The following is a 13,711-nucleotide window of genomic DNA, read 5'->3' as shown; positions in this document are numbered from 1 at the left end:
GGCTTGTTGCCATTCGGACTATCAAGTTTCGTTCAGCCAACGGGTGCCAACCGCAACGGCCTTGAAAATATCACCTTCGCGCCGCACCAGCAGCACTTCTTCGCCGGTGACGAATATCCCGTCTTCATTATCCGGTTCGACCATCAGCGCGTGGCCGTGCCCGTGGCGGTCTTTCACCTTGGCGCGGGCCGGATAACCCGGCTTGGCTGTGCCGATATCGATAATCGCGCGACGCCCGGTGAGATCATCGATCGATACCGCCGTGGTCTCGTCCCCCGGCAGGATCCTTGCCAGCGGTTTCGAGAGCAGGCCGGTCAGAGGCAGAGCAACAAGCAGAGCGCCGGTCACGGCCAAAAAGGGCGACAATAATCCGCCGGAAAGCGATTGCACAAATTGCTGTCCTGCAAATCCGGTCATTCCGAAGATCATCAGAAACAGCACCAGCAATATCATGAACGGCAATCGTCCCCATCCCAGGAAAGAGAGAAGTCCGCCCGCTACGCCGGCACCATCGACATCGCCATCCATATCAATATCGCTATCGAAGCCGCCAAAGCCGATTAGCTGCAAAAGACCGAGGGCGACCATCAGGACCAGGGCTGCCGCGAAAACAATGTTTTCGTCTGCTAGCCAAAATTCGATCACCGTCCTGCCCCCTTAATAAACTGTCTAATAAGCCCGCATTGAAAAGAAAATACAGGATTCGGTCAATGTAATTCGGTCGCTCTAGCCTCTTTTGCTAATATTCCGCTGGCTCTCGACAGAAGCGGATATCGCGACTAACATCACGCCATTCCCCGGGGAGTCGTTTGACTGAGAGGGGCGCGTAACGTCGCCCGACCCGCAGAACCTGATCCGGCACCGTGTAAACGGGCTTACCGGCGGAGGGAGGGAGCGGTTATCGGGGCCTCCCGGATACGCGCTTTCTTCATCAGGACAGAAGGAGAGACGCGATGGGTAGTGCAGGCAATATAACCGGGTGGATCACCCTATTCTTTGGCTTATACGGTCTGGCTGCTGGCGTCGGCGAATTTCGCAATCCCGGTTTCTGGTCCAAGATGGTCCGCGAAATCCAGACGAGCAGCGGGCTCCAGTTCGTCACCGGCATAGTTGTCCTGAGCCTCGGCGCGATCATCTATCTTTTCAATCCCTTTAACCCGGCCGACTGGCTGTCGATCCTGATCACCGTCATCGGCGGCTGGGTCGTGGTCGAGGGGCTGTTGATCCTCGCACTCGGCGACTGGTTCATGGGTCTGGCCGGTCGCATGATGGCCAATGGATCACGCGCATGGGCGATCTTCGCGATCATCTTCGGCCTTGCCGCTATTTTCGCCGGTTTCGTCCGGCTCCAAGTTTAACCTCTACAGAAAGCAGAACATTATGGCTGACCTCCCCGCAAAAACCGAAATCGGCGTGACCACCGGCCCGATCAGCGGCTCGAAAAAAGTCCATGTCGCGGCGCATAGCGGCAGCGGCATCCGCGTGGCGATGCGCGAGATTCATCTCGAGGGCGGCGAAGCGCCGATCCGCGTCTATGACACCAGCGGGCCCTATACCGATCCGCAGGCCCTGATCGACATCAAAACCGGCCTCAACGAATTGCGCAGCCCGTGGATCAAGGCGCGCGGCGATGTCGAAGAAGTCGACCAGCGCGAGATCAAGCCGGAAGACAATGGCCAGCTCGGCCCCGACCGCTCCGGCGGCGTCGCGCCTTTCCCCAATGTCCGCCGCAAGGTGCTGCGCGCCAAAGCCGGCGCCAACGTCAGTCAGATGCATTACGCGCGTCAGGGCATCATCACCCCGGAAATGGAATATGTTGCCGAGCGCGAAAATCTCGGGCGCGAGCGGCTCAAGGAATATAAGCGCGACGGCGAAAGCTTTGGCGCGTCGATCCCCGACTATGTCACGCCCGAATTTGTCCGCGACGAAATTGCACGGGGCAGGGCGATCATTCCCAACAATATCAACCACCCGGAATCCGAGCCGATGGCGATCGGGCGCAATTTCCTCGTCAAGATCAACGCCAATATCGGCAACAGCGCGGTGGCTTCCGACGTCGCCAATGAAGTCGACAAGATGGTCTGGTCGATCCGCTGGGGCGCCGATACGGTCATGGACCTTTCCACCGGCCGCAACATCCACGACACCCGCGAATGGATCATCCGCAACAGCCCAGTTCCGATCGGCACCGTGCCGATCTATCAGGCGCTGGAAAAAGTCGGCGGCGTCGCCGAGGACCTGACCTGGGAAATCTTCCGCGATACGCTCATCGAGCAGGCCGAGCAGGGCGTCGACTATTTCACCATCCACGCCGGCGTCCGTCTGCCTTATGTGCCGATGGCGGCCAAGCGCGTCACCGGCATCGTTTCGCGCGGCGGATCGATCATGGCGAAATGGTGCCTCGCCCATCACAAGGAAAGCTTCCTCTACGAACATTTCGACGACATCACCGAGATCATGAAGGCCTATGACATCGCCTACAGCCTCGGCGACGGCCTGCGCCCCGGCTCGATTGCCGACGCCAATGACGAGGCGCAATTCTCCGAGCTTTATACGCTCGGCGAACTGACTCACCGCGCGTGGAAGTCGGACGTGCAGGTGATGATCGAGGGCCCCGGCCATGTGCCGATGCACAAGATCAAGGAGAATATGGAAAAGCAGCTCGAAGTCTGCGGCGAGGCACCCTTCTACACGCTCGGCCCCCTCACGACCGACATTGCGCCCGGCTATGACCATATCACCAGCGGCATCGGCGCCGCCCAGATCGGCTGGTACGGCACCGCGATGCTCTGCTATGTCACGCCCAAGGAACATCTCGGCCTGCCCGACCGCGACGACGTCAAGGTCGGCGTCATCACCTACAAGCTCGCCGCCCACGCAGCCGATCTTGCCAAGGGTCATCCGGCGGCACAGGTCCGCGATGATGCGCTGTCAAAAGCCCGCTTCGAGTTCCGCTGGCGCGACCAGTTCAACCTCAGCCTCGACCCCGAAACCGCGATGCAATATCACGACCAGACGCTTCCCGCAGAAGGCGCCAAGACCGCGCATTTCTGCTCGATGTGTGGTCCGAAATTCTGCAGCATGAAAATAAGCCAGGAAGTCCGCGACTTCGCCAGCAAACAGAACCAGAGCGCCGAAGGCTTTATCGCCTCGGAGAAACTGGGTGCCGACACCGCAGCCGCCAGCAAGGCCGCAGCGGAAGAAGGCATGCGCGAGATGGCGAAAGTCTATAAAGACAAGGGAGATCGGTTGTATTTGCCGGAGGATGAGGTGAGCGAACCGGCGGAATGATAAGGCGCACATGGGGGCTGGCTGTGTGCTCCGTCGCACTGGCCGGCTGCGCCGCACAGACTGCTAACGTAAACTGGAACCTTGCCGGGGGCGCCTTTACCGCCGGGGAGGGGGTTGCCCCGATGGTTTTTAACCGGAAGGACGCTTCCCGGTGTGCGGGCCTGTGGATGCTGCACGGCAATGCGGTGGATGATGGCGCGTTTTCGATGGAAGTCCCCCGCGCCTTTCCGGAAGAATTGCGGCTGCCCTACGCGATCAATGCCGTCCAGTTTTTTGGCGAGGACGGGCTGAACGAAGTGGCCTATCGCGAGGCCGCCGATCTCGCCGAGTCCCAATTGCGCAAGGTTCTGGCCGGGGACAGGAAGGCGTTCCGGCTCTATTTCGAAGCCCTTGGCCGCTGTTCCACGCAACCGGAGGCGGTCGGTGATGCAGCCGGAGATGCGATAGATGCGCCTGCGGGTGATTAAGACAGGAGTTGCGGAGTGATCATGAGCGGAATGGCAAAGAGCAAGATATGGATAGCAGCGGCGTCGCTGCCTCTGCTGGCATCCTGCGGTGGCGGGGCTGGCGAAGCCGGGCCATTAGACGAAGTCGCTGTTACGGCGCGATCGGCGCCGGTGGCGCAGGAATTTCAGCAGAAGCTCAAGGCACAGCTAGTTGCAGCGCTGACAAATAGTGGTCCGGAAAGCGCGGTTTCGGTATGCAGCCAAGTCGCGCCCGCTATCGCTGCTACGGCGTCCGAAGAGAGTGGCGCTGAAGTCAGCCGCATCGCCCGCAGAAACCGCAATCCCGACGCCGGCGTGCCCGCGGCGATGCAAAGCCAATATGACGCTCTTGCCGCGCAGCCGCTGTCAGACGGCAAGCCCGCCGTGCAAATCTGGCGCAGCGGGGAGGGCGAGAATGCCCGCATCCACTATCTCAGCGCCATCCCGATGCAGGACCAGCCCTGTTCCGTCTGCCATGGAACGGCCGTCGACCCGGCGCTGAAGCAGCATATCGACAGCCTCTATCCGGGCGATCTCGCCACCGGTTTCAAGCCGGGCGACCTGCGCGGCGCGATGCTGATCAGCTGGAAAGCGGATGCGTTTCAATAACCAGATAGCGCGCCGCCGTGCGACTATCGTCATCCTGAACTCGTTTCAGGACCTCGCGAGATCGGGCACTGCCGTCTGGGGTCCTGAAACGAGTTCAGGATGACGAGGGAATATCATGCCCCGCCCAAACCGCCCCGCCCGCTTGACGACAGCCAACCGGAGAGCGCAGTATATCCCCCTGCAACGGCCAGCTTTTCCACTAGTGAGTCGCTGCAACCAGAGGGGGACAATATGCACAAATTTCTGATCGGCCTGTCTTTGCTGGCCATGGCTGCGCCACCGCTACAGGCGAAGGACGCAAAACAGGACTTCATGCCGGAAGATGCCGGGAATCTCGCCTTCCAGTCAGCGGTTGGCTACGCCGATGCGGTGATCGCCGGGGACAAGGTCTATCTGTCCGGCGTGATCGTCACGCCAGAGCCCGGCGAGAGCGACCTGAAACCCGCCTTCACCCGCGCCTTCGACCGGCTCGGCCGGACGCTGGAACGGGCCGGGGTCAGCTGGGACGATGTCGTCGACCTGACCAGCTATCACATCAACCTGCAAAGTTCGATCAACGAAATGGTCGAGGTGAAAAACCTCTACATCAAAGCCCCGTTCCCGGCGTGGACCGCAATCGGCATCAGCGCGCTCTACGAGGCGGACGGGGTGGTCGAGATCAAGATAGTGGCGCAGCGGCGCGCGGAGTGAAGTGACTAAGCCCCTCCTCTTCAGAGGAGGGGTTGGGGTGGAGGATGTCAAATGTCAGCCATTTGTGGTAGGTAAATTCCACACGAAGACACGAAGGCGCTAAGATAGATTTTGCTTAAAATGCAATGTGGCTACGACCTAAAAAATCGCCAAACGGAACCGGGCGACGCGCTCAAAAAGATACCGGAACTGAAGGCGGCTTGAGTTTCGTGTACTGAGTAAACTGTCACCGTAACTGCAAGGCAAATATTCAGCAAAAATCTCCGAGCTGCACGACATGGCGCAAATCATTCGGACCGAATTTGCGGATGGCTCTCGCATCGTCCTCCACAGCGGCATTTTCGGGAATGCCACCGGCCGCGTTTGCAACCAGAACATAAGAGTGGCCAGCTTTCCGACGTATTGTGTAAGCGAAGACCCTTTCATACGAATTGCCGATACTTATTACCTCGCTTCCGCCAAGCTTTTCCAGAAGGATTGGCTGGAGATTGGAGAGCACCGTGTCTAGTGACCAGGATACAGTTTTCTGGCCACCTTCTAAATAAGTTGTAGGAACCTCGTAGAGTTTAATCACCGCCGGTTCAATTTCTACTGCCAGCTGACCCGTATTCTCAATCGCGTATTTACCTTGAGGGTAACAGAATTCGTCGCTCGGGCCTGCGTCGTTCTTGTCTACGAAAGTAATCGTAGTATCTGCTGTTGGAACAGATGCGACACCCAGAGCGATATTCCCCAGTTTAAGCGCCTTGGTTTGGCTATCCAAATAGTCCGTACCCACGTACAGCGTCCAAAGCCCCGCAACGAAAATCACTAAATATTTCGCCACCAAATCGAATGCAGCGCGCGTTTCTGGATTCCTTAGTCCCATTATATCTCTCCGGTTTCGGTCTTGTGTAGGATACAAACATGAGGTGGCATATGTCATGATTTCTGTGCTGGAGCCCGTGATTAGGGTCACGATTAAGAGGACTAACAAAATATTGGTAGAAAATAATAACAGTATGCCCTCGAAATACTTGCGGCAATCTCCAACAACCTTTGTTAGACACTCCCACTTAACCCACTGTCCGTCCTATGATTTCGGTGAAATTGCACTTTTAACAGAATATTACGCTGAGGCTTCCCCACCAAGCAACCTTCCCCCCACCGAAGAGTAGCCCCAACATGAAACAAACCCTCTCCCTGATCCTCCTCGCGCTCTTGGCGGCCTGTTCATCGCAGTCCTCCCCCGACGCCGAGCCGGCCGCGGACGAGACTGTTTCTGTGACACCCGCACCGCCGGTGGCGCCGGAGAAGCCAGTCCCCGCACCCGATCCCGCGCCATCGGCAAACACGCTAACGCTCGCCGGTCTAGGCGATCTGCGCATCGGCGAGCCGGTTCCCGCCACCAGCAGCTGGAAAGCCGAAGGCGTGCAGGCGTCCGATGGCTGCCTCGTGATGGCCTCGCCCGATTATCCTGACGCCTATGCGATTGTCGAAGCGAACAAGGTCCGCCGGATCACGATCAGCGAGGGTTCACCGGTCAAGCTGGTCGAGGGCATTGGCCCCGGCGCCAGCGAAGCGACGGTGAAGCAATATTTTGCCTTCCCCGCCACGCCGCATAAATATGGCGACCCGCCGGCCAAATATCTGACCGCCCCCAATGCCGCCAGCGGCGATCCCGCTCTACGCTTCGAAATCGGCAGCGACGGTACGGTCAGCCAGATCCACGTCGGCACGATGCCGGTGCTCGGCTATGTCGAGGCCTGTTCCTAGAAATTCCCGGCGGGTGTTGCGTGTCGCCGCCATTCCCCCTAGTTTTCATGATATTGTAGAACAGGCATAATAGAGGGGCCAAACATTGAATAAACTACTGAAAAAATCCGCTAGAATATTGGGTGTGTTGGGGCTTTCTGTCGCCTGCGTCGGATGCGCCGCTGGTGTGAAAGGCACGCCGGGTATGAAGCTCTATTCCGCGGGCGACCATCAACAGGCTGTGCCGATGCTGATGGAAGAAGTGAAAGCGGGCGAGGTGTCCGCACGTTACCCGCTAGGCCTTGCTTATCGTGATGGCAATGTCGTCGAACGTGATCCGGTAAAGGCTGAAATATTGCTGACTGGCGCCGCCGTTGGAGGAGACCCGCGTGCCGTTGCTGAAGTTCGCAAGATGCTGCGTGATGACGAGCGTTGCCCGAAAGACAAGGAACTCCATAATCTATGGGGCTCTATGGTGATGTATCGTAACCTTATCACAGGCGTCTATGAATTCAACAACGCGCCACGCAACAGCTTGCGCAGAATGGCGGAAATCTATGCAGACCCGTGCGAGGGGCGTCCGGTTCAGGCCGAAGCTGCGAAAAGTCTGAACGCGGTGTCGATGGGGAGCCGGCGCATTTGGGTATATGTCCCAGGTTAAGCAGGAATAGCGGCATCAATGCACTAGATCAGTTATCAAACCAGCACCGGCAGACTCCCGCCAAACCCAAAAAAAGCCGCCCCGAAAGGGACGGCTTTTCTGTTGGCGCTGCTGCGTAGGAGGGAGAGGGAGAGCAGGCAGCGCCGTGGTTCAGGGAGGGGTGGGTTAGACCTTGTCGCCGAGAGCGCCCTTGACGGAGCCCTTGATCTGCTGGGCCTTGCCCTTGGTTTCCTGAGCCGCGCCTTTGGCACGGGTCTCGGGGTCATTGCTGTTCTGTTTGGCTTTGCCAACGGCTTCGTTCACATTGCCTTTTACTTTGTCTACGAATTCGCCCATTTTCATGGTCCTTCTGTTTGGCCGGTTGTCCGGCCCTTGGGGGATGCAGGCGTTGTTGCCGGCACAATATATATAAGCACGAACCGCCCGTTCGTTCCCGCCGCAACAGCAGACTGGCGCTCGTAAAAAACGGACTGGCGCTTTGCCGGATATCGGTGGCGTCGCGCAGGCACTACGCCGACTTTGGAGCGGCCGAGAGCAACCCGGCTCGATCCCAATATTCTCGATCAGGACACATTCGAATTCGCCAGCGGTTTTACTTTGCTCATGCTTTGACAGCGAGCGCATATTTGTTATGATTGGCCCATGTCTTCGATGGCATTTGCCGCGATATTTCGAAGATACCAACCCGGGGGGGTGTTCAGTGACAGAAGAGACTGGTCCAGTTGAACCTGATGTCGGCGATAATGGCAGCACGTCGCCGCGCTTCGATTATCAAAAGATTTTCGACAAAGGCAAGTCGATGCTCGGCAGCACCGCATGGCTATCCTCGCTCGCCCTGATCATGGTCGCCTTCAGCCTGACCTTTCTCGTCTATAATGACAAAATCTGCGGCATCGACAAATTGGACAAGGACGGGTTCAGCAAGATTCAGTTCAGGGCTCCAAACAGCACATGCGACAGCGGTACGGTGCCGTCTGGTCCGCTCAACACCAACCGGTCCACTGCTGCAGGGGCAGCGATCGCCGGAGGCAGCGGCACAGACCCTGTGGCCGCGCGCGCGGAGGTCAGCGCGCTCAGCCTGAGCCGCGAATTGAAGCAGATCGTGACCGATATCCGGACCAGCAACGGGCTGTCCGGCGATGCGCTGCTTACGGCGGCGGCCAAGGCTGAAATCGAGGACCGGATCAGCGAGAACGACCTGCTCGCCGACCTGCGCGAAAAGGCCCGGAGACGCGAAGGCCTGTTCGTCAGCTATGGCTCGCCGCGCAAGACAACCGTGCCGGGATATCCGCAACCCGATGGCTGTCAGGTCTATGCGAAGAAGAAAGACGCCGGCAAATGGCTGGTGATCGAGGGCCCCAACGGCAACGAAATTGTCCGCTATGCCAATGAATCGCTGCCGGACGAGATTGGCGGGCGACCGGTGGTGACCGAAGTCCAGGTCAATGGCAAAGACGCGGTGCGGCTCAACATCGACCTGACCGGGATCGAGGATAATTATACCGTCGTCTATGCCAAGGAAGCCAGCGAAGTGGAACGAAACAAGCGGAAATGCTGAACGCCAGTCCGCTTGGGCCACGGCCGATGAGGTCGAGCAGCGGCAGCTGACCGGTATCGGTGGCGGCGATCGGAAAAGGCGAGGAATAGCGGGCGGCTTGACCGTTTTTTAACCATCGCACCTTATCCCCGCGGACCTGACAAACAACAGGAACCACCGGGCGATGGATAGCCAGCCGTTTACCAGCGATACGATAGACGCGCTTGCCGCTGCCTATCCGCTTGCGCCGCGCCATCTGCAGCACCGGATTGCCGACCATCCGCTGCTGCAGCTCGATGCGCTGGCTGCGCTCGCCCGCCGGCTGCGTCCGGAATCGATCGAGTTTAACGCCGCCACCGACCTGCCGCTCGGCATAAGCAACGACGAAACGCCCTATACCGGCCTCGATGTCCACGAAACGATCGACAGAATCGAAAGCTGCGGCTCCTGGGTTTTGCTCAAGACCATCGATCAGGACCCGGCCTATGCCCAGTTGATGCACGATGTGCTCGGCGCGATCGAGCCGGTGGTCGAGCCGCGCACCGGCGCAATGATGCGGCTCGAGGGCTTTATCTTCATCTCCTCGCCGCAAGTGGTGACGCCCCTGCATTTCGATCCCGATTATAATATGCTGTTCCAGGCGCGCGGCAGCAAGACGATGACATTCTTCCCGGCCGGCGACAAAGAGATGATCAGCGACCGCTTCTTCGAGCAATATTTCAACGGCGGCCCGCGCAACCTGCCGTGGCAGGAGGAATGGGCCGAGCGCGGCCAGCCGATCACCGTCACCCCGGGCGAGGCGATCTATGTGCCGATCCTCGGCCCGCACTGGGTCAAGGTCCATGACGAGGTCTCGGTCTCGCTGTCGCTGACCTGGCGCAGCGAGTGGAGCTTCCACCACGCCGACGCCTGCCGCTTCAACAGCCGCCTGCGCAAGCTCGGCCTGCGCCCGTCCTCGCCGCAACTCTACCCGGCGGACAACCGCCTCAAAAGCTACAGCCAGCGCGCGCTGGTTCGCGCCGAACGGATGATGGGGCGCGGGTAGGACAGGGGCGTGTGATGGGTCAAACAAGTCCGTTCGCCCTGAGCTTGTCGAGCCGAAGGCGACCGCAGGTCAACGACGGTGGCCACACAAAATCCCAGCCCACACCTGAGCCCGAAGCCGCAAACCCATCACCCCAAATTACTGATAATTCACATCGACAGCAAACTGGCCGCTATAGGCGCCGGGCAGCTGGTCCGGATTGATGTGCAGGATCGCGCCGAACTGGACTTCTGCCGAGCCGCCGGTCATCTGGATCTGCGCGCCCGAGCCGCCGGGATAGGTGAGCTCCGCACCGATCGGCTGACCCGGCCCGTTGAGATAGAATAAGGGCGCGTAGCTGATGGCGACGGTCGCGTCGCTGCCGCTGAGCGACAGCCGCGACCAGCTGAACGAGCCGGTGCAGATCATCGTTCCGCAATTGCGCGCGCTGGCCAGCGGATCGAGGACCACGCTGCCGCCACTGCTGCCCGCGATGATGCTACCGAAGTCGAGCTCGAGCAGCACCGCAAACTGGATCGGGCTATAGACCTGCGCCTTGCTGTCGGCGCTGGCGCTCTCCGCCATCGCCGCCGACGGCACCAGCGCGCCGCCCACGGCAGCCGCCACCACCCAATATCGCATCATCCCTCTGGCCATGTCCCGTTCCCCCGAACCCTGTTTCGCAAAATTTGCAGGGGCTTACATAATGTTACAGCTGTGCAAATATCGTGCACCAGACTGGTTAAACCGGCCTTTACCATGATGGGGCGGGGCAGGGCGCCCCCCGTTCGCCCTGAGCCTGTCGAAGGGCCGCGTCTGTGAGGCAGGTTGGTTCTTCCCACCCATGCTTCGACAAGCTCAGCACGAACGGAACGGGTGCGGCAAGATCAGGCGCGTCCACCACTCCGTTCGCCCTGAGCCTGTCGAAGGGCCGGCGTCTAGGAGGCAGGTTGGTTCGCGTCGTCATCCTGAACTTGTTTCAGGATCCCTCTCGACTGCGCGCCTGCCGAACGAGGTCCTGAAACAAGTTCAGGATGACGAGCCTCCACCACCCCCGTTCGTCCTGAGCCTGTCGAAGGACCCGGCACCAACCGGACTGAAGTTCCTATTCCCCCTCCGCCGCGATCATCGCGAACAGCTCCGCCCCGGTCAGCGTCTCGCTATCCCCGGCAAAGCTGTAATAAGCCGGCTTCTCGTCGATAAACACCTGCCGCCGCAAGCGCAGCCCGGCATCCTTGTCGGTCGCGTCGTCGAACAGCCCGGCGCAAACCATATGCTCGCCCGAACCCTTCAGGCGATAGAAGAGATGCGAGCCGCAATCCCCGCAAAAGGCCCGCTCCGCCCATTCCGACGAGCTGTAGACGGTCATCCGCTCCGCCCCGTCGATCAGCACGTCCGTCCCGCAATCAATCTCGACAAACGGCCCGCCACCCCAGCGCCGGCACATCCGGCAATGACAGGCATCGACATGGCTGGCGGCCTGTGTCGCGGTGATGGTGATGGCGCCGCAGAGGCAGTGGCCCTGGCGTTGGGTTGGTTGGGGGGTGGTCATGGTCGGGCCTCTTGTTTTGGGTGGGGGGGAGGATATCAAAAGGCGATTGCTTTTGCATGGGGTAATAATGAGGGGCGGGGGGAGCGGGATTGGATTGATGCTAAGGCTCAGGCCATCCTCTTAGAGGGTTGGGTTGGGGGCTCTCATCTGATTTCCTTGGGAAAGAACGAGGAACTAGTGCAACGGCGCCAGATATAAAATCACAACTTCTGTATGTGGCATCTCAATATTGTAACAGATCGCCGGATGAGATGAAAGGTGACGCCAATTCTCTAACGTTGAGTTGCAGCGAACCTTGATAGCGGTTCGCTTAAGGATAGTTCGATTAGGCGATCGATCCTATATGCATTTGGTGCAGGCAGAGCTTCTGCTATCCGTCTTAATTGGTTTGTGAAGCTTGTTAACCATGAGCCCTCTTGGTCAACTAGCTGGGAGAAGTTATAATATCTTTGCCCTATCGCACGGATTAAATTGGCCTGTGTTTTCCCTGAACACTTCATCACGGCTTGAGCCAATTTTTTTGATTGTACCTGGGTAAGAAAGGGTCCGCTTGCCACCGAAAATTTTTCAGAATAGTCTGTTATTACCGCTTGAAAGATTTCCTCGTTGCCCTCGAGGTTGTTGATTAGCATTTTGAGGTTTTCGACACGACCTTCATCAGAGAGTAATTTAGACTGCCGTTCCAGATATTGAAAAATAACTCTGAAGCTCTCATCGCCAAAGTTCATAAATCCTAACCCATGTGCACTACCATATTTCAACGAGTCCCGTAGATCGTCTGAAAGTGCAGGTAGGTCTCCAGCTTTATATAGATCATCAACATATCGTTTGCTTTCACGAATGATTTTATCCAGCGCTCTTCTGTCCAATTTGGCTTTATGCATTTCAATCATAATTCCAAATACGTGCACGATCACTCCTGCATCGAGGTATTCACGATTTGCAAATCGTATTCGGAGCCTGTTGTAAGCGGTCTGTATTGTCTCGCGATCATGGTCTAGATAGTGCCACAGTATCCTCCATTCAGGGTGTCGCTCTGGATCCGTGGTTTCTCGGATGTCATTTAGTCCCCGGTCCAATAGTTCAATATCAGATAAGCCGTCGCATATTTTTCGAACGAAATATTCATTGTCCAGATAAAGGGTAAATATCTCATCGCGAGAAAATAAGTTTGCGAGTTTAACGACTGAATTTACGGGCTTGGCATCATCTTTTTCAAAAATCCCAGCATATTGAAATTCCGATCGCTGTGCGAATTCGTTGCGTTTCAAACTTCCGGTTTTCCAAGCGATGGCAAAAATTTGAAACTGTCGAAAAATTTTTTGCTTTTGAGTTTTTGATATCCAATCAAGCGAGTTGATGTGTTCAAATATCTCCTCAAATTCAAAAATAATCTGCTTCAAAACTCTCAGGTTCTTTGATTGGATTCTTTGAAAAGTATCTTCAATTTCATCTACGGCATCGAGCAGAAAGCCCGAATATTCACCGGAAACTTCAGAGGAGATTGATGCTATTGTAGATTGGAAGTCGGGATAAATTGAAACTACCTTGCCGATTGTTTTTTCTCTAATTTCTGAGAAATTGCCCTTTTTTTCTAAATAAGAATAATCTCCGATAAGTATTACATGCTTTTTCTCATGTTCAACCAAACCATTGAAATATCCAAGTACCTCTTCAATATCACAATTAGTTCTTTCCAAATCGTCGACGACGATAGCCTGAATTCCATCTATTTCGAACAGGTCGCTCATTTCTAAATTGATATCAAAACGAAATACGCCAAGTGCGCTGCGGGCCAGGCTGCCAAGCGCCTTGGCTGTTTTGTCTCCCAACAAAGGATATGCTGAATAAACTATTTTTTCCTGAATCTGCTTTAGATTAGATGTTCCGTAGATCGAAATTATAGCAGTGGAGTTTGTTCGAAACGCTTTGCTTTCTTTGACATAGTGGGTCTTGCCGCAACCCCAATCTCCGGTGACCAACAAAGCGCCAAATGGTGGTTTAGACAAGTAAGAAGTGAGTGTATCCTCAATGTGCTTGTTTTTCATTTCTATCCTATCAGGTCAATATTTTAACTTTGTGCAAGTTTACTCATGCTAATTTTGGTAATTAAAACGCCTAATTAACT

At 56.9% G+C, this 13,711-nt stretch carries 15 protein-coding genes; 9 read left to right on the top strand and 6 right to left on the bottom strand.

Translation table 11 applies throughout. The features are described 5' to 3' along the window. Window positions 1–21: 21 nt before the first annotated feature. Window positions 22–645, bottom strand: coding sequence for a YqiJ family protein (locus tag ACWFTY_RS11965; RefSeq protein WP_447524451.1), 624 nt, complete (start codon window positions 643–645; stop codon window positions 22–24). A gap of 308 nt (window positions 646–953) precedes the next feature. On the opposite strand from ACWFTY_RS11965, the gene ACWFTY_RS11960 reads away from it, so the two are divergent. The 5 genes from ACWFTY_RS11960 to ACWFTY_RS11940 all read left to right on the top strand — a co-directional run bounded on the left by ACWFTY_RS11960 (window position 954) and on the right by ACWFTY_RS11940 (window position 5,075). Beyond that, window positions 954–1,358, top strand: coding sequence for a hypothetical protein (locus tag ACWFTY_RS11960; protein ID WP_447524450.1), 405 nt, complete (start codon window positions 954–956; stop codon window positions 1,356–1,358). Between the two features lie 22 nt (window positions 1,359–1,380). Continuing rightward, window positions 1,381–3,291 (top strand): phosphomethylpyrimidine synthase ThiC, encoded by a 1,911-nt coding sequence (thiC, locus tag ACWFTY_RS11955; RefSeq protein ID WP_447524449.1) that lies wholly within the window; start codon window positions 1,381–1,383, stop codon window positions 3,289–3,291. Next, entirely contained in the window at window positions 3,288–3,758 is a 471-nt protein-coding gene (locus ACWFTY_RS11950; RefSeq protein WP_447524448.1) for a hypothetical protein, read from the top strand. Before thiC ends, ACWFTY_RS11950 begins: the two co-directional genes overlap by 4 nt. A 21-nt stretch (window positions 3,759–3,779) precedes the next feature. Further along, window positions 3,780–4,385: a c-type heme family protein gene (locus tag ACWFTY_RS11945; RefSeq protein ID WP_447524447.1), complete on the top strand. Its 606-nt coding sequence runs from the start codon at window positions 3,780–3,782 to the stop codon at window positions 4,383–4,385. Between the two features lie 231 nt (window positions 4,386–4,616). Next, entirely contained in the window at window positions 4,617–5,075 is a 459-nt protein-coding gene (locus ACWFTY_RS11940) for a Rid family hydrolase (RefSeq protein ID WP_447524446.1), read from the top strand. Between the two features lie 250 nt (window positions 5,076–5,325). Here the strand turns inward: ACWFTY_RS11940 and ACWFTY_RS11935 are convergent, their stop codons facing one another. Further along, on the bottom strand, window positions 5,326–5,943 hold the full coding sequence (locus ACWFTY_RS11935) for a hypothetical protein (protein WP_447524445.1): 618 nt from the start codon (window positions 5,941–5,943) through the stop codon (window positions 5,326–5,328). Between the two features lie 296 nt (window positions 5,944–6,239). On the opposite strand from ACWFTY_RS11935, the gene ACWFTY_RS11930 reads away from it, so the two are divergent. After that, window positions 6,240–6,830, top strand: a complete 591-nt coding sequence (locus ACWFTY_RS11930) for a hypothetical protein (RefSeq protein WP_447524444.1) — start codon at window positions 6,240–6,242, stop codon at window positions 6,828–6,830. An 85-nt stretch (window positions 6,831–6,915) separates the two neighbouring features. Then, window positions 6,916–7,470, top strand: coding sequence for a hypothetical protein (locus tag ACWFTY_RS11925; RefSeq protein WP_447524443.1), 555 nt, complete (start codon window positions 6,916–6,918; stop codon window positions 7,468–7,470). Between the two features lie 165 nt (window positions 7,471–7,635). Here the strand turns inward: ACWFTY_RS11925 and ACWFTY_RS11920 are convergent, their stop codons facing one another. Continuing rightward, complete coding sequence (locus ACWFTY_RS11920; RefSeq protein ID WP_447524442.1) at window positions 7,636–7,806, bottom strand: CsbD family protein; 171 nt, start codon at window positions 7,804–7,806, stop codon at window positions 7,636–7,638. Window positions 7,807–8,170: 364 nt separating this feature from the next. Here ACWFTY_RS11920 and ACWFTY_RS11915 point away from each other — a divergent pair, with 364 nt between their 5' ends. Together ACWFTY_RS11915 and ACWFTY_RS11910 are read left to right on the top strand one after the other, a co-directional pair. Continuing rightward, a complete protein-coding gene (locus tag ACWFTY_RS11915) occupies window positions 8,171–9,028 on the top strand; it encodes a hypothetical protein (RefSeq protein WP_447524441.1) in 858 nt (285 codons plus the stop codon). Window positions 9,029–9,191: 163 nt separating this feature from the next. Further along, window positions 9,192–10,052 carry a cupin-like domain-containing protein gene (locus ACWFTY_RS11910; RefSeq protein ID WP_447524440.1) on the top strand — a complete coding sequence of 287 codons (861 nt, stop codon included), beginning with the start codon at window positions 9,192–9,194 and terminating at the stop codon, window positions 10,050–10,052. 138 nt (window positions 10,053–10,190) lie between these two features. Here ACWFTY_RS11910 and ACWFTY_RS11905 read toward each other — a convergent pair whose 3' ends face one another. From ACWFTY_RS11905 to ACWFTY_RS11895, 3 genes are all read right to left on the bottom strand, one after another. Next, window positions 10,191–10,688: a DUF4402 domain-containing protein gene (locus ACWFTY_RS11905; protein WP_447524439.1), complete on the bottom strand. Its 498-nt coding sequence runs from the start codon at window positions 10,686–10,688 to the stop codon at window positions 10,191–10,193. 448 nt (window positions 10,689–11,136) lie between these two features. Beyond that, complete coding sequence (locus ACWFTY_RS11900; RefSeq protein ID WP_447524438.1) at window positions 11,137–11,583, bottom strand: GFA family protein; 447 nt, start codon at window positions 11,581–11,583, stop codon at window positions 11,137–11,139. 272 nt (window positions 11,584–11,855) lie between these two features. Continuing rightward, window positions 11,856–13,631, bottom strand: coding sequence for a hypothetical protein (locus ACWFTY_RS11895; RefSeq protein ID WP_447524437.1), 1,776 nt, complete (start codon window positions 13,629–13,631; stop codon window positions 11,856–11,858). Window positions 13,632–13,711: the final 80 nt, after the last annotated feature.

This window comes from Parasphingorhabdus sp. NYA22 (assembly GCF_976973735.1).
The sequence above is the reverse complement of the archived record's forward strand: the minus strand, read 5'-3'. Positions and strand labels throughout refer to the sequence as shown.

Bases quoted from the DNA above. Each gene is read 5' to 3' on its own strand.
- ACWFTY_RS11935 (WP_447524445.1), bottom strand. From the start codon at position 5,943: ATGGGACTAAGGAATCCAGAAACGCGCGCTGCATTCGATTTGGTGGCG.
- ACWFTY_RS11960 (WP_447524450.1), top strand. From the start codon at position 954: ATGGGTAGTGCAGGCAATATAACCGGGTGGATCACCCTATTCTTTGGC.
- ACWFTY_RS11910 (WP_447524440.1), top strand. From the start codon at position 9,192: ATGGATAGCCAGCCGTTTACCAGCGATACGATAGACGCGCTTGCCGCT.
- ACWFTY_RS11895 (WP_447524437.1), bottom strand. From the start codon at position 13,631: ATGAAAAACAAGCACATTGAGGATACACTCACTTCTTACTTGTCTAAA.
- ACWFTY_RS11945 (WP_447524447.1), top strand. From the start codon at position 3,780: ATGAGCGGAATGGCAAAGAGCAAGATATGGATAGCAGCGGCGTCGCTG.
- thiC (WP_447524449.1), top strand. From the start codon at position 1,381: ATGGCTGACCTCCCCGCAAAAACCGAAATCGGCGTGACCACCGGCCCG.
- ACWFTY_RS11930 (WP_447524444.1), top strand. From the start codon at position 6,240: ATGAAACAAACCCTCTCCCTGATCCTCCTCGCGCTCTTGGCGGCCTGT.
- ACWFTY_RS11920 (WP_447524442.1), bottom strand. From the start codon at position 7,806: ATGGGCGAATTCGTAGACAAAGTAAAAGGCAATGTGAACGAAGCCGTT.
- ACWFTY_RS11905 (WP_447524439.1), bottom strand. From the start codon at position 10,688: ATGGCCAGAGGGATGATGCGATATTGGGTGGTGGCGGCTGCCGTGGGC.
- ACWFTY_RS11900 (WP_447524438.1), bottom strand. From the start codon at position 11,583: ATGACCACCCCCCAACCAACCCAACGCCAGGGCCACTGCCTCTGCGGC.
- ACWFTY_RS11940 (WP_447524446.1), top strand. From the start codon at position 4,617: ATGCACAAATTTCTGATCGGCCTGTCTTTGCTGGCCATGGCTGCGCCA.
- ACWFTY_RS11950 (WP_447524448.1), top strand. From the start codon at position 3,288: ATGATAAGGCGCACATGGGGGCTGGCTGTGTGCTCCGTCGCACTGGCC.